Here is a 17381-nt window from a genome sequence, read left to right on the forward strand (position 1 = left end):
AAAATTAGTTGCGTATGATTCGCTTCCTGCTACAACGTCCGATAGCGGTATTGATGGCTTTTACGGCTTGCTTTATCGTGGGGTTGGTGACTTATTTCACCATACCGGTCTCCTTATTGCCTGATATCGCCATACCTGAGATTACCGTTCAGATATCCGGGCAAAATACATCCGCACGGGAATTGGAAAATACTGTCGTAAAGCCGGTCCGTTTGCAATTGATGCAAGTGGCAGGATTACGAGATATCCATAGCGAGACTCGCGATGGAGCGGGTATTATCCGCCTTAGCTTCGACTTTGGCACGAATACGGATCTTGCCTTTATAGAGGTCAATGAGAAAATAGACGCCGCCATGAATTACCTGCCCCGTGAGGTAGAACGTCCACGGGTAGTCAAGGCGAGCGCTACGGACATTCCGGTGTTTTGCCTCAACCTCACACTCAAGACAATTGAAAACGACGAGGCTTTCCTCGATCTTTGCCAATTCGCGGAAACAGTAATCAAGCGAAGGATCGAACAGTTGCCGGAAGTCGCGATGGTGGATATCACGGGCATATTAGGACGGCAATTACAGATCGTACCGGATATGAAGCTCTTGGATATGGCTGATATTACGTTAAATGATTTGGAATCAGCCTTGTCTGCCAATAATATAGAGCCGGGAAGCATGACCGTACGGGATGGTTATTATGAGTACAATATCAAATTTTCTACCTTATTACGTACACCGGAAGACGTACAAAATATCTATATCCGTAAGAATGACCGGATCTTCCAGATAAAAGATCTGGCAAAAGTAGCTGTCGTACCGGAAAAAGAAACCGGCTTATCGCTAGCCAACGGGGAAAGGGCCGTCACGTTAGCCGTTATCAAGCAAGCGGATGAGAATATGGACAATATGAAAGAGGCGCTTGCCGAGGTTACCGATTATTTCAAGTCTATTTACCCGGATATTGAATTTACGATCACAAGAAACCAGACCGAGTTATTGGATTATACGATCTCCAACCTCAAGCAGAACCTATCGTTAGGTTTCTTATTTATCTGCATCGTGGCGATCCTTTTCCTCGGAGACGTAAAAAGCCCAGCGGTAATCGGACTAAGTATGGTAGTCAGTATCATCATTAGTTTCTTGTTCTTCTACCTTTTCAATATGTCCTTAAATATCATCTCCCTATCCGGATTAATTCTGGCATTGGGTATGATGATAGACAGCTCCATCATCGTGACGGAGAATATAGCGCAATACCGGGCAAAAGGAGATAATCTGGAAGAAGCGTGTATAAAAGGGACCACAGAAGTAATCACCCCCATGCTTAGTTCCACATTTACCACGATCGCCGTATTCGTTCCGCTGGTATTTATGAGTGGTATAGCGGGAGCGATTTTCTTCGATCAGGCGTTTGCCGTTACGGTTGGTTTAATGGTCTCTTATTTCACCGGAATCATGTTACTGCCTGTACTTTACAAATTAGTTTACAGCATACCGGAGATCAAGCATTCCTTTTTCAACCTGAAAATAAACAATTTGATCAAGGAGCATACGCTGGACCGGTTCTATGACGGAGGGGTTGATTTCATATTCAGGCATAAGACCACTAGCCTACTATTTGTAGCTGTCACCATCCCCCTTTGCGCAATCCTATTCTATATGATCCCCAAAAGCCGGATGCCGGAAATCGATCAGAATGAGTTAATCGCACATGTTGAATGGAATGAGAACATCCATATTGATGAGAATAGAAAGAGAGTCACCGAATTATTTGGTGAGGCCGATCAGTTAGGCGCGCAACACACGGCCTATATCGGACAGCAACAATTCCTGCTAAACCGAGACAGGGAATTATCCATCTCGGAAGTAGAACTTTATTTCAAGACAGAAGAGACCGATGCTATCGCCCCTTTACAACAAGAAATCTCCGCTTGGGTAAAGCGAAATTACCCGACAGCCGTATTATCGTTCTCTCCGCCGGAGACTGTGTTTGAGAAACTGTTCGTAACCGGTGAGGCCGATATCGTAGCCGAGTTCTATGCCCGTAACAAAGAACAAGCTCCGAATGCCCCTACTTTGCAAAAACTAGAGAAAGCACTAGAGAGTAAGACCGGTCTCGCTCCCGTTGGCGTAGCTTTCGAGAATCAATTAAACATATCCATAGACCATCAGAAACTATTACTTTATAATATCTCCTATGAAGAGGTCTACCGGGTACTTAAGACGGCCTTCAAGGAAAATGAAGTCGCTACCCTACGCTCTTATCAACAGTATTTACCGATCACGCTAGCCGGAAACGAGCAAACGGTCGATCATATCCTACATAATACGTTAATCCGTACGCAACCGGACGAAAACCAAAAGACGAATCATGTCCCTCTTAGCGCAGTAACAAAAATTACTCCCGGAGAGGATTTGAAGGTACTCACCGCTGGAAAGAACGGGGAATATATTCCTTTTAGCTTCTATCAAGTAGAGAATGCAGAACAGTTAATGGAAAATATTCGGGAGCTCGTCCGCAGCGAATCCAAAGATAAGACGAATTGGGACATCGATTTCTCGGGAAGCTTCTTCTCGAACCAACAAATGCTGAATGAACTGGTCGTCATCTTGTTCATATCCATTCTCTTGATGTACTTTATCTTAGCGGCGCAATTCGAGAGCTTCTTGCAGCCCTTGATCGTCCTGCTGGAAATACCTATAGACGTAGCCGCCTCCTTACTGGTATTATGGATATGCGGGCATACCTTAAACCTGATGAGTGCTATCGGTATCGTGGTAACTTGCGGTATCATCATAAACGACTCTATCTTGAAACTGGACGCGATCAATGAGCTTCGGAAAGAAGGTGTACCCTTGATGGAAGCGATCCATGAGGCGGGTCGTCGTCGTCTGCGCCCGATTATCATGACCTCATTGACAACTATATTCGGAATGGTACCGCTACTATTCACGTTCGATATGGGAAGTGAGTTGCAAAAGCCACTCTCCATTGCCATGATCTCGGCGATGCTGATCGGTACGGCAGTCAGTTTATTTATTATTCCTTTGGTTTATTGGTTTATCTATAGGAGACATGCATTATGAAAAAAAGATACAAGAGGACATTCCTAGTTTTATATGCGTTCTGTTCGCTATTAGCCGGAGGAGTATCGGCCCAATCGCTCATCCTTTCCCTTGAGAAGACGATCTCATTGGCCGCCGATAGCTCGCTGGAGGCTTTTCGTACGAAAAACCTGTTCCTATCTGGCTATTGGGAATTCCGGAATTACAAGGCGGAGCGACTGCCTAGTCTTACGTTGAATATCACACCCGCCGAATACTACCGGGATATCACGAAACGATACGATTCGGAGAAAGATATCGACGAGTATCGTGAGCAACAATCGTTCTACGCAGGTGGTAATTTGCAAATCAAGCAAAACTTCGATCTATTAGGCGGTAGTTTCTATATCAACTCCAATCTCGGCTATATGCGATACTTCGGGAATAATACGTATAACCAGTATACTTCCGTGCCGATCAGTATCGGTTATACGCAAAACCTGCTAGGATATAATCCTTTCCGGTGGGAGAAGAAGATAGAGCCCCTAAAATACGAGAAAGTCAAGAAAGAGTTACTTTACAATATCGAGACGGTCAGCGAACAAGCCACCGCTTATTTCTTCACCTTGGCCATGGCTCAAGTAGAATATGATATGGCCAAGGAAAATGTAGCGACAACCGATACATTATACCGTACCGGCCAAGAGCGGCATAAGATCGCGGCTATTAGTCAAGCGGATCTGCTAACACTCAAGCTGGATGCGATCAATGCCCGCAATACGTTACAAAACGCCGATATAGCCTTGAAGCGAGCCATGTTCAGTCTGGCCTCGTATTTGAATTTCGATAAGAATACGGAGATACGGCTTCGGCTGCCGTCACGCCCCCATGATATGGATATTCCGGTGGATCAAGCATTGACGTTAGCCCGGGAGAATAACCCCAAGTTTCTGGAAGTGCGGCAAGAAGTGTTAGAGGCCGAGCAACAAGTGGATAAGACCAAAAAGGAAACCTTATTCAACGCTTCCTTGAATGCCAGTATCGGTTTCAATCAAGTAGCGACCCAGTTTAAGGAAGTTTACAAGAATCCGCTGCAGCAGGACTTGGTATCGATATCTATCTCTATTCCCCTTATAGACTGGGGAGTACGGAAGGGTAAATACAATATAGCCAAAAGCAATCTAAATGTTACGCAAATATCCGCACGGCAGACGGAAGTCACATTGGAGGAAGACGTTATCATGACCGTCGGTGATTTCAATGTACAGCAAAACCTGATCGCCAGCGCCGAAGAGGCTTTGGATATCGCAATCATGGCCTATAACGAGACCAAGCAACGTTTCATGATCGGCAAAGCGGATATCAATAGCCTTACGCTCTCCTTGAACCGACAGCAGGAAGCGCAACGTAATTATATCACGGCTTTGCAAAATTATTGGTTGAGCTATTACAAAATACGTAAGCTCACCTTACATGATTTCGAGACAGGCATCTCATTAGCCAACGAATTTGATTACGAGCATGGGTTCTAATCCGAACATATCATCCTTTACGATCATCGTCACCTTCCTTTGTATCGCATTGGCGGGGATCGCTTTCGTGCCTTTATTGCCGATCAAGCTATCTCCCTCCCGTACGCTGCCAAAATTAAGTATCAGCTATAATATGCCCTCCAACTCAGCGAGGGTTATCGAGATGGAGGTAACCTCCCGGTTGGAAGCGATGCTTGCCCGTATCAAAGGAATCAAAGAGATCTCCTCGACCTCGGGAAACGGATGGGGAAGGATTACCTTAGAACTAGATAAACATACGAATATAGATGCCGCACGTTTTGAGGCATCAACAATTGTTAGGCAGACGTGGCCGGACCTTCCGGAGGAATTAAGTTATCCGATTTTAGAGATGAGCCGTCCGGACGACAAGGAATCACGCCCGTTCATGAGTTATACCTTGAACGCTTCCGCTACCCCGATATTCATCCAGCGATTCGCCGAGGATCAGATAAAGCCCCGGCTTAGCAGCGTGCAAGGTATTTATCGTATCGATGTTAGCGGGGCAACCCCTATGGAATGGCGCTTGGAATACGATAGCCGCCAGCTACGGGATCTGGGGATCACGATAGAGGATATCCAATCGGCGATCAGCCAATATTACAAAAAAGAGTTCCTTGGAACCGCTAATATGGGACAAGGAGATACCGGCAAGGAATGGATTCGTCTGGCGTTAATGCCGGAAAAGATCACGAATGGGTTCGAACCATCGCATATCACCGTCGCAAACAAAGATGGTAGCTTAATCCGGCTGGATCAATTGATAAAGGTAACCCGGCAAGAAGAGGCCCCGCAAAGTTACTACCGGATCAATGGTTTAAACTCTATTTACCTGTCTATCCGTGCGGAAGAGACTGCCAACCAGTTGCAATTAGCCAAGAAAGTGAAGGAAGAAATGGAGCATATCCGCACCTTGCTTCCTCCCGGTTACGAGATCCATACCAGTTACGACGCTACCGAATTTATCCAAGAAGAATTGGATAAAATCTACGTCCGTACAGGCTTGACCATCTTGATCCTCTTGCTCTTCGTTCTGCTGATTACCCAGAATGTACGTTATCTGTTCTTGATCATCATCAGTTTAAGTATCAACCTGTGTATAGCCGTTATCCTTTATTATTTATTAGGGTTGGAGATGCAATTATACTCGCTGGCGGGTATCACGATCTCTCTCAGCTTGGTGATCGATAATACGATCGTGATGACTGATCACATCCGGCACCATCATGACCGGAAAGCTTTCTTGTCTATTCTGGCGGCAACTTTGACGACTATGGGTGCCCTCGTGATTATCTTCTTCTTGGATGAGAAGATACGGTTGAATTTACAAGATTTCGCCGCTGTCGTGATCATTAATCTGGCCGTATCTTTGTTCATCGCGTTATTCTTGGTTCCGGCATTGATCGATAAGATGAATTTGCACCCGAAGAAAGCCGCTTCTTCTTCCCAAAAAGCTCCAAGTCATTGGAAACAACATCCGGTGGTCCGTCCGATACGGTCGTTCATACACCGTTTCCCAGTCTATTTCTCTCATTATTACCGGGCGCAGATCCGTTTCCTTTGCAATTGGAAAAAGCTGGCTTGCCTTATTCTAGTACTGGCTTTCGGACTACCGATATTTTTATTGCCGGAGAAGATCGAGCCGGAAGAGAAGGATCTATCCGCAAGGGACTCTTTGTGGATCGCCCGCTACAATGAATTCGCAGCGAAAGATATTTGGAAGGAAACGATAAAACCTATCGTCGATAAGAGTTTGGGAGGAACCTTGCGCCTATTTGTCCAAAAGGTATACGAGGGAAGTTATTTTACCCGGAATGAAGAAACGGTATTAAGTATCAGCGCTTCCATGCCGAACGGTACGACTCTTGATCAAATGAACCACTTGATCAACCGAATGGAGGCTTACTTGAGTACCTATAAGGAAATACGGCAGTTCCAGACCAGTATCTATAACGCACGTCAAGCCAGTATCAACGTCTATTTCACCCGTGAGAACGAGCAAAGTGGTTTCCCCTACACCTTGAAAAGCAGGGTGATTAGCAAAGCGTTGGAATTAGGTGGTGGAAGTTGGGGCGTATGGGGACTTATGGACCAAGGTTTCAGCAATGATGTCCGTGAGAACGCAGGTTCTTTCCGGATCGAGATGTACGGATATAATTATGACGAGCTATACGAATGGGCGGAGAAACTGCGGGAGAAATTGCTTACGTATCGCCGTATCAAGGAAGTATTGATCAATTCCGAGATTTCTTGGTGGAAGGATGATTATCAGGAATTCTACTTCAACTTGAATAAATCCCGTATGGCGCAAGCGGATATATTGCCTATCGATTTATTCGCGTCTATCCGGCCTGTTTTCGGTAAAGATATCTACGCAGGTACCATCGTCGTTGATAACGAGACGGAAAAGCTAAAACTTTCTTCCCGCCAATCAAAGGAGTTCGATATCTGGAGTATGCAATATGTACCTCAAACCATCCGTGATAAATCCTATAAATTATCCGAACTCGCTACCGTCGAGAAAAGCCAGACCCCTCAACAGATAGCGAAAGTAAACCAGCAATACAGGCTCTGCCTGCAATATGAATACATCGGAGCTTCCTCGCAAGGCGAGAAGATCCAGAAAAGGGAACTTAGGGAGTTTAACAAGATCTTGCCTATGGGATATACGGCTAAAGCGGAAAAAAATTATTGGTCATGGGATCAGAAAGACAATAAACAATATGCGTTATTGTTCTTGATCATCGTTATTATTTTCTTTACGACCAGTATCTTGTTTAATTCCTTGAAACAACCGCTGGCGGTCATTTTTGTCATACCGATCTCTTATATCGGGGTATTCCTGACCTTCTATTGGTTCAAGCTGAACTTCGACCAAGGAGGATTCGCCTCCTTCGTTTTATTATGCGGTATCACGGTAAACGCCAGTATCTATATCTTAAACGAATATAACCAAATTCGGGAACGGATACCCGCTATTTCCCCAATCCGTGCTTATCTAAAGGCATGGAACGCCAAGATCACACCGATTTTCCTAACCGTTATATCGACCATACTCGGATTTATCCCGTTCATGCTAGGCACCGATAAAGAAGCCTTTTGGTTCCCGCTCGCCGCCGGAACGATAGGCGGCCTTATCATGTCTATCCTAGGCATCTTCTTTTATTTACCGATATTTACGCTGAAAAAAGAACGGCATTAAACAGGAATACGTATCTTTAACGGATAAATCGTTAATCAAATTCATTAAACTTATGAGACACATAAATTATTTAGTATTGCTTCTGGTAGCTTGCTGCGTAGGTGCTTGCAGTTCCCCGAAAAATGATACGAAAGATGCTTATCCGATGTTCTGGACTTGGTTGGATTACCAGCCCGGAATGAATTTCGACTCCATCTGTACGATCATGAATGAGGCGGGGATAGACGGTGTCATGCTAAACGCCCCTACTCCGGATGATTATCGGGCCGCTATTCCCATCGCCCAGAAACATGGGATAGAGGTCTACGCTTGGTTATGGACGATGAATCCGGAACATGACCGGGACGCTATCTTAAAAGAACATCCCGAATGGTTCAGCGTAAACCGCAATGGACAAAGCTTGGCCGATACGACCGCTTACGTGGATTACTACAAATTTATGTGCCCCGCCTTACCCGAGGTACGGGAGTTTATCAAGAAGAAAATAGAGGCTTACTGCGAGGTCGAAGGCTTGAACGGTATCGCGATCGATTACCACCGTTTCGTGGACGTTATCCTGCCGACTACCCTTTGGCCGAAATACGGTATCGTGCAAGATCAAGAATATCCGCAATGGGATTTTGGCTATCACCCGGCTATGATCGAGAAGTTCAAGGCCGCTTACGGATATGATCCAAGAGAACAGGAAGATCCCTCGCAAGACGAGAAATGGCTTCAATTCCGTTGTGACCAGATTACCGAGGTTGCCAATATGATCGCCGACGTGGTTCACTCCTATGGAAAGAAAATGGCAGCCTCTCCTTTCCCAACCCCCAAGATGGCGTCCAAAATGGTTCGTCAAGACTGGGGTAAATGGAATCTGGACATTGTCTTCCCCATGGTATACCATAACTTCTACACGGAAGATATTAGTTTTATCTCAGACTGTATGATAGAGGATGTTCGGGATAAGAACCCGAAAACAACGCTTTACTGCGGCTTAATGGTTTCAGACGATATGCAAGCCAGCATGGACGCCGCGCTAAATCATGGGGCGGAAGGAATCTCTATCTTTACCGTATCCGCTTTACGCACTCCGGAAAGCCGTGCGATGTTCAAGGCTTACGCGGATAGTGTTCGTGCGGTTCGTGCCGAGAACAATGGGGTGAATCCGGCTTTATCCAAGAGTACCAAAGTAACGAATCCTTTCGAGAACATGGATATCTTGAACATGATAAACGCAAAGATCAAGGAGCTCGCCAACGTGCCTATTCCGAATATCGCCGATTATAAATTGGTGAACGAAAAAGGTGCCACGAAATACTACGAGGTCAAAGAGCTAAACACAGGAAAAACATTCTGCGTAGACTTTTACTTCTACGGAGGTATTCTTTCCGGATGGAATGTTACGGTTAAATAAGTACTTGATAATAGCTATTTTTATGCGGCCTACCTCGTAAATTCATGAGGTAGGCCGCACGCGTAAACACCCCTATTCCAGAACGCCGAAACAAACAATCACCTTTAACAAGAATACTTAATAAAGCCCGACGAGACGGCCTATTGGCAGATCATCAGCCCGAGACACCTCGCCTCATTGAAGGGAACTTGCCCTTATTACCGTCCGAACAAGAAAGTACGCTATGCCGCGGGATTCGTAAGCCTATTGGAGAGCTTGCCGCACAAACAGATGCTCTCCGTTATCCCGGGACTCATGAGGCACTTCAGCCGGCGTACTTACTACCGTGTCCGCAAGGGAGAAAGGCCGCTCTCACCCTCCGAGCAACAGGTCGTATTGAATGCGCTCAAACGCTGTGGGGTAAAAGAGCCAAAAGGTTTCGACGCTCATTTCTAGGAGTACGACTGGTAAACCAAGGAAGAGAGGCTTGTGCCACTACCCATGTTACGAACGTGCCAATAGCATGGCACATCATTGGCACCACAAAGTACTATTAATAAAGCAATTGAAATGATATCACGGAGTCACCTCCCAGCATTTCCATCCTTTGTTGGCACAGATATATACAATGTAGGAACGGACATGGTAGTACGGGAACTTCTCCTTGGTATCCTTGGCGTAGGCGAGTACTTGCGCCACGTCCTCGGGACGGGGATCGCTGAGCGCCAGCATGCGCTCCGCCTCCTTCGCCTTGAAATACTTGAATTCCACCAACCGGTCATCCTTGTAATAGTCCGTACCGGGGATACCGGTCATCTCGAAATCCGAACGGCCCGCCGAATTGTTCTGCTCGATGGCGAACGTATAGTAGCTGCTCAGGTAACGGGAACAAAGCTCGAAGAAGGAGCAACGGATGAAATTCTCGTTGATCCTGTCGAACACCTGCGCCGGGAACTGCCCGAGGTATTGCTCGAAGTAGTTTTGTACCAGCGGCTCGAAACGACGCTCTTCCGTGAAACGCTCGTAAGTAGGCACATAGCGTTGGGCGTTTCCCTCTATATGATTCATCTCGTTATAATAGTCCATGTAGATGCTGCGCATCGTAAGGTTGGGTAGCACCATGCGGTAATTATTCCGCAGCGTGGTCATACCCAGATAAAAGAGGCTGACCGGATAGAAGTTCTTGTCGAAGAATTTCCTCTTGTTGAACTTGCTCGACAGGTCGGAAACGTTATAGGATAACTCGTCGTCAATCACCAACGCATCCAGCATCTCCTTGGAGTTCTCTTGCGAGAGGGTCAAGCGACGGATCCAACCGATATCCGTACGCAGGTTCTCATCCACCAGCTCACTCGGGATCATACCATCCATCGTGGCGAAGTTCTTAAAGAAATAGGTCAAGATCGTGGAATTGAATAAAGGCTCCGCACCGGGACGGAAACGATAGCCGTCGTAGTTGTTCACGATCAGTTGCCAAAGTTCCTCAAAAGAGTCCTGCCCCGTGCCATACTTCTTCAACACGTATCCCAGATAAGCGCTCGCTTCCTCATACGTAAAACCAAGCATATCCAGAAACCTCGGATGCAAGGTCAAGATCTCCGCTATATTATACCCGCTGGTCAAATCATCCATCGTGACGGGAAGAACTCCCGCACAAAAGCAAGTACGCACACTCCCCTCGCCGATACCTTTCTTTATGACTTTGAAAAAGGTACGCAAGAAACTGTCCCTCGTGGTCACTTGCTCGTACAGCGGATCTTTATAGGCCGTCAGCAGTTGATTCGTGAAATTATCGTACTCATCGACCAATATATAAACCTTAGGGAGGCCGTGCTCGCGAACGTATCCCAAGACCTCCTCAAGCATCTGGGAAGCATCATCACGGCTAGAGAATTGAAAATCCTTGAACACGTCACGGTTATGCGTCACCATAATTTCCACCGGAGAACAGTTCAAGCGATTGAAGTTACGCTCCAGCCCCTCCATATCATCAGCCATAACCATGGCTGAGAAATCATAGCGCACGATCATATAACGATTATGCTCCTCCGTCGGGTGCTCCCCGATCCAAGTCCCGCCGAACAATTCCTCGAACCGGTCGGCCTTGGTACGGTCGTAGTAACAAGCCAAGGTAGAGATAAACAGGCTTTTCCCGAAACGACGGGGACGCAAGAAGACTGGAGCCTTATAGTCTTCCAAGCCCGGAATGAAATCGGTCTTGTCCACATAGTAGAAATTGCGTTCCCGCATCTCTACAAAATCCGCTACCGCATAAGGAATCGTTATTCGTGCCATAAGCTTTCTTTTTTCTGATACAATACTACAAATTTAAGAAAATAACTTGTTCTTTCAAACAAAAGCCCTATCTTTGCCGAAATTTTGAAGAGAGAGCAGATGACAAACAAGACACATAAGGATAATCCGAAGTTCTATTCCGGTTATATGTCGGAGGTTGAGGCTCTTTTCTCTATTTTACGGGATTATAATTTGGTTATATAAGATGCGTTGGTTACTTTTACTAACGCATTTTTTTTGTGTCCATCGGTCCGGTGATATAATATAAAGTATAATATTCTAAAATCATTATAATAAACAAAACAACCCAAATTACTATGTCGAAAAGTGATATCAAAAAGGTGATTGTTCTGGGCTCGGGTGCCCTGAAGATCGGACAGGCCGGGGAGTTTGACTACTCTGGTTCGCAAGCGTTAAAGGCTCTGAAAGAAGAAGGGATCAGTACCGTATTGCTAAATCCGAATATCGCGACTATCCAAACATCCGAGGGAGTAGCCGATAAGGTATATTTCTTGCCTATCACTCCTTACTTCGTGGAGGAAGTTATCAAAAAAGAACAACCGGACGGAATCCTATTGGCGTTTGGCGGGCAGACCGCTTTGAACTGCGGTACTCAACTTTACACCAGCGGCACGTTGGCTAAATATGGCGTGAAAGTATTGGGTACATCCGTTGAGGCTATCATGTACACCGAGGACCGTGACCTATTTGTTAAGAAACTGAACGAGATAGAAGTGAAGACCCCGATTAGCCAAGCCGTAGAAAGCATGGACGACGCCGTGGCTGCCGCTTATAAGATCGGTTTCCCCGTAATGATCCGTTCCGCTTACGCATTAGGTGGTATGGGCAGTGGTATCTGTAAGGACGAGGCCGAGCTTCGCACCTTGGCGGAAAGCGCTTTCGCTTACTCATCCCAGATCTTGGTCGAGGAATCTTTGAAGGGTTGGAAAGAGATCGAGTTCGAGGTGATCCGCGACAAGAACGACCATTGCTTCACGGTAGTGAGCATGGAGAACGTAGACCCGCTAGGCGTACACACCGGCGAGAGTATCGTAGTAGCTCCGACTTGCTCCTTGACCGAGAAAGAATTAGATTTATTGAAAGAACTTTCTACCAAGACGATCCGCCACTTAGGTATCGTGGGTGAATGTAATATCCAATACGCTTTCAACTCCGAGACTTGCGATTACCGTGTGATCGAGGTGAACGCTCGCTTGAGCCGTTCTTCCGCCTTGGCATCCAAGGCCAGCGGTTATCCATTGGCTTTCGTCGCCGCTAAGTTGGCGTTGGGCTACGGATTGGACGAGATCGGCGAGATGGGTACTCCGAACTCCGCGTACAAAGCGCCGGAGGTAGATTATATGATCGTGAAGATCCCGCGTTGGGACTTGACGAAGTTCGTGGGTGTCAGCCGCCAGATCGGTTCCAGCATGAAATCCGTCGGCGAGATCATGTCGATCGGTAAGAGCTTCGAGGAAATCATGCAGAAAGGTCTTCGTATGATCGGACAAGGAATGCATGGTTTCGTAGGTAACAACGATATCCATTTCGATAACTTGGACGAGGAGTTGGCGAACCCTACCGACTTGCGTATCTTCGCCGTGGCGCAAGCCTTGGAACAGGGATATAGCGTAGACAAGATCCATGAGTTGTCAAAGATCACACGCTGGTTCTTGGAGGGCTTGAAGAATATCGTGGATTACGCCAACGTATTGAAAGGTTACAACAAGATCGAGGATCTTCCGGAAGATGTATTGAAAGAGGCGAAACGCCTTGGTTTCTCAGACTTCCAGATCGCTCGTTACGTAGAGAACCCGGAAGGAAATATGGAGAAAGAGAATATCCGCGTACGCAACTTGCGTAAGAAAATGGGCATTCTCCCTACCGTGAAACGTATCAACACGATCGCTTCCGAACACCCGGAATTGACCAACTATCTATATATGACTTATGACGGCACGCCGCACGATATCACCTACTACCCGAATGAGAAGAGCGTGATTATCTTGGGGTCCGGAGCTTACCGTATCGGCTCGTCCGTTGAGTTCGACTGGTGTTCGGTGAATGCCGCCCAGACCGCTCGTAAGCTAGGTTATAAATCGATCATGATCAACTATAACCCGGAGACCGTATCTACCGACTACGATATGTGCGACCGTCTGTACTTCGACGAGCTTTCATTCGAGCGCGTGCTAGACGTGATCGATCTGGAATTGCCGAAGGGCGTGATCGTCTCCGTAGGTGGACAGATCCCGAACAACTTGGCGATGAAACTGTACCGCCAGAATGTTCCGGTATTGGGTACTTCCCCGCTATCGATCGACCGTGCCGAGAACCGTCATAAATTCTCCGCGATGTTGGATTCGCTAGGTATCGACCAACCTCGTTGGGCAGAGCTTACCAGCATGGAAGAGATCGACGCGTTTATCGAGAAAGTAGGTTTCCCGATCTTGATCCGTCCGTCTTACGTATTGTCCGGAGCGGCGATGAACGTTTGCCATACGAAAGAGCAGATGATCGAGTTCTTGGATTTGGCCGCTAAGGTTTCCAAGGAATATCCGGTGGTCGTATCCGAGTTCATGCAAGGAACGAAAGAGATCGAGTTCGACGCTGTCGCTATGAATGGCGAGGTGGTTGAGTACGCGATCTCCGAGCATATCGAGTTCGCCGGTGTTCACTCCGGTGACGCTACCTTGGTGTTCCCGGCTCAGAAGATTTACTTCGAGACAGCCCGCCGCATCAAGAAAGTAAGCAAGATGATCGCAAAGGAGTTAAATATCAGCGGTCCGTTCAATATCCAGTTCTTGGCGAAGAATAACTTCGTGAAAGTAATCGAATGTAACTTACGTGCCTCACGTAGTTTCCCGTTTGTATCTAAAGTATTGAAACGCAACTTTATCGAGACGGCTACCCGCATCATGCTGGACGCTCCGTATACGAAACCGGATAAGAGCGCATTCGATATCGACTGGATCGGAATCAAGGCTTCCCAGTTCTCATTCGCCCGTTTGCACAAGGCAGACCCCGTATTAGGTGTGGACATGAGCTCCACCGGCGAGGTAGGTTGTATCGGCGACGATTTCAACGAGGCTTTGCTTTCCGCCATGATCGCCGTAGGCAACAGTATTCCTAAGAAGAACATTTTAGTTTCTTCCGGCGCAGCTAAGAGCAAGGTCGATTTATTGGAGCCTTGTCGCATGCTGGATGCCAAGGGTTACACGATCTATGGTACGCACGGAACCGCCAAGTTCCTGAACGATAACGGAATCAAGGCAACCGCCGTTTGCTGGCCGGATGAGGAAGGTGATTTGAACATCATGGATATGTTCAGCAATCACGCTTTCGAATTGGTAGTAAATATCCCGAAAGATCATAGCAAACGTGAGTTGACCAATGGCTATAAGATCCGCCGTGCGGCGATCGATCATAACATTCCATTGATCACGAACGCCCGTCTGGCCAGCGCCTTTATCGACGCTTTCTGCAATATGAACGTAGAAGATATTCAGATTAAGAGCTGGCAGGAGTACAAATAATCAAAATTTGATTATATTTGCATGCGTGTAATAGAAAGAGACAAGGCTTTATGCCTTGTCTCTATAGTTTAAAGACCATGTACAGACGGCTACCTTTTATCATATTATTATCTATACTGGCGGTTTTCGCCTTGCGTGCGTCTGTGGTCGCTCCCTCTATCCTCGTACAAAATTATTCCGTAGACGATTACAAGGCTAGTTGCCAAAATTGGGATTTAGCGGTTTCCTATCATGGCATCTTATATGTAGCTAATAATTCCGGTCTGGTTACTTTTGACGGGAATACATGGAACACATATCCATTACCGGATAAAGCCCCTATTTATAAAGTATCTTTCCAGAACGATTCTATCTATACCCAAGGCAAATCATCGTTAGGCTATTGGCTATACGACAAACTCGGGAATCTGGAATACCATCCGATCGATACGCTCCCGTCATATATAAATTTCGATGATCCCGAAACTAATTACACGATCCCGAAAGAAATCGAGGAAAAGCACCCTACTTCTTTCGCTAGCGCCGGAGGTCTCAATTTTACGGGAACATCTACGTCCGGTATTTATATCACCAACGACGAAGGGGAGATCTTTCAACATCTCAACATCAATAATCAGTTACAAGATAATATCGTACGTTCCATCTGCGTACAGGATAATAACTTAATCTGGGTCGCCTTGGATAATGGTATCTCCCAAATAGATATCAATCCTCCCATCGCCATGTTAGGTAAAAGAAGCCAGATCGGAAAGTTGGAAGACGCTGTAAAAGAGGATAACCGCCTCTATATCCGGACAAATCTCGGCTACTTCAGCCGGAGCCTGATGTTTGGTGATAAGTTTACCCCGATATCCGATGAGATCGGACGTTCATATATCCATCCGGATACGGCAGACAATCATTTATCGGTAAGCACTTTATTTAAGAATAAAGATGTATTGGGCGTATTCGCCAACGCAGAAAGTATTTACCCGGTTCCAGACAATTTGTATTGGCTCACGATCCAGAATGAGGCCGGACTCTTCCATCGGAAAAACGGTACAGGAACTTTAAAATGCCGGATCCTATTCGATAATTACGATCTGAATCTGGTAACCAATGGCAAACGGATCATCCCCTTGAATGATTCTCTTGATTTGGTATCTGCCATGCAAGGAACCCTATTAATCAACACTCGTCAATTAATAGAGGGAAGCCTAGGAGGATTGACGATGCCACGGTTTATGCGCATCGAGTATCAAGATCAAGAAGGTACACATTATTTATATCCGGACACGCAAAGAATCGACCTGCCCCATAACTTCCAAGAACTCTCGCTATACATCGGGACAACGGTATTCACCCCTAATCACCAAATCAGTTATAAGCTGGAAGGGATATCCGCCGATTGGTCTTCTTGGCAGAAAGACGGCAAAATTACCTTCTTACAACTTCCGGAAGGAACTTATGAGCTAAGGGTACGTAAATATGTAACCCGGGGTCCGTTTCCCGAGATCACGATGCAAATCACGGTGCGCCCTCCTTGGTATAATACCGTATGGGCCTATTTGATCTACGTCGCTTTGATATGGTTCGCCATTCAAGAAGGGCTTCGGTACCATTTAAGGAATTTGCGGAAAAAAGAACAAGAAAAGCTGGAGGCAGAGCGACAAGCCGAACTGCAAAGGCTTCAACAAATGAAAAGCGAGATGCTGGAAACGGAGTTGCAAAACAAAAACAATGAGCTTACTCTCCAGACAACAGCTTTGGTAAAAAGAAACGAGGCAATCCAAGCTTTGTTGGAAGAACTGGATAAGCAGAAAGAGACATTGGGTGACCGATATCCCAATAAGTTATATACCCGTTTACGTTCCTTGATCGAATCTACCTTGAACGATCAAGCGGATTGGGTGCAGTTCGAGACCTATTTTAATAGCGCCCACCAGAATTTCATGGATCGTTTACGCCAGCAATACGCAGATATAACGGCAGGCGATTTGCGCATTTGTTGCTTACTCCGCATGAACCTTTCCACGAAGGAAATCGCGTCGTTAATGAATGTATCCGTACGGGCTATCGAGTTAAGAAGATACCGCTTAAGAAAGCGATTAGCCCTTGATGGGGATACGAATCTTGTCGATTTCCTGATGAACTACTAAAAATATTTTCCGAGAATCTCACCAGAACGCCCGACGGGTTGGTTATACGTCCTCAAATTGCACATGGCTACCGGAGGGGAAGAAAGCTACAAGATCGTATTGAAGTAAAAAATTCTTCCCGAAAATGATCTCTCGACAAACTCAACATCTAACATGAATAATTTATTCCGGGAAATTTTCACATGGAAATCATTACACTATCAATATATATATATATATTTGTATTCAAACTTTTGTTTCACTT

The 17381-nt window shown here is 46.1% G+C and carries 8 protein-coding genes; 7 read left to right on the forward strand and 1 reads right to left on the reverse strand.

Annotation, left to right across the window (positions count from 1 at the left end; all coding sequences use genetic code 11):
• Nucleotides 1–14 precede the first annotated feature (14 nt).
• From D7V92_RS00325 to D7V92_RS00345, 5 genes are all read left to right on the forward strand, one after another.
• Nucleotides 15–3080 (forward strand): efflux RND transporter permease subunit, encoded by a 3066-nt coding sequence (locus D7V92_RS00325; RefSeq protein WP_121772053.1) that lies wholly within the window; start codon nt 15–17, stop codon nt 3078–3080.
• Entirely contained in the window at nt 3077–4570 is a 1494-nt protein-coding gene (locus D7V92_RS00330) for a TolC family protein (RefSeq protein WP_036614883.1), read from the forward strand. The genes D7V92_RS00325 and D7V92_RS00330 overlap by 4 nt, the downstream gene beginning before the upstream one ends.
• Nucleotides 4560–7790, forward strand: coding sequence for an efflux RND transporter permease subunit (locus D7V92_RS00335; RefSeq protein WP_121772054.1), 3231 nt, complete (start codon nt 4560–4562; stop codon nt 7788–7790). The genes D7V92_RS00330 and D7V92_RS00335 overlap by 11 nt, the downstream gene beginning before the upstream one ends.
• Before the next feature lie 52 nt (nt 7791–7842).
• Nucleotides 7843–9189, forward strand: a complete 1347-nt coding sequence (locus D7V92_RS00340) for a family 10 glycosylhydrolase (protein WP_036614871.1) — start codon at nt 7843–7845, stop codon at nt 9187–9189.
• A 177-nt stretch (nt 9190–9366) separates the two neighbouring features.
• Nucleotides 9367–9624, forward strand: coding sequence for a DUF6078 family protein (locus tag D7V92_RS00345; protein ID WP_121772055.1), 258 nt, complete (start codon nt 9367–9369; stop codon nt 9622–9624).
• Between the two features lie 120 nt (nt 9625–9744).
• Here the strand turns inward: D7V92_RS00345 and D7V92_RS00350 are convergent, their stop codons facing one another.
• On the reverse strand, nt 9745–11463 hold the full coding sequence (locus D7V92_RS00350) for an ATP-binding protein (RefSeq protein ID WP_121772056.1): 1719 nt from the start codon (nt 11461–11463) through the stop codon (nt 9745–9747).
• 317 nt (nt 11464–11780) lie between these two features.
• Here D7V92_RS00350 and carB point away from each other — a divergent pair, with 317 nt between their 5' ends.
• Both carB and D7V92_RS00360 read left to right on the forward strand, forming a co-directional pair.
• Complete coding sequence (carB, locus tag D7V92_RS00355; RefSeq protein WP_005867460.1) at nt 11781–14999, forward strand: carbamoyl-phosphate synthase (glutamine-hydrolyzing) large subunit; 3219 nt, start codon at nt 11781–11783, stop codon at nt 14997–14999.
• Between the two features lie 77 nt (nt 15000–15076).
• Nucleotides 15077–17137, forward strand: coding sequence for a transcriptional regulator (locus D7V92_RS00360; protein WP_036614862.1), 2061 nt, complete (start codon nt 15077–15079; stop codon nt 17135–17137).
• Nucleotides 17138–17381 lie beyond the last annotated feature (244 nt).

The sequence above is a fragment of the Parabacteroides sp. CH2-D42-20 genome (assembly GCF_003670185.1).
In the GTDB taxonomy this organism is placed as follows: domain Bacteria; phylum Bacteroidota; class Bacteroidia; order Bacteroidales; family Tannerellaceae; genus Parabacteroides; species Parabacteroides distasonis.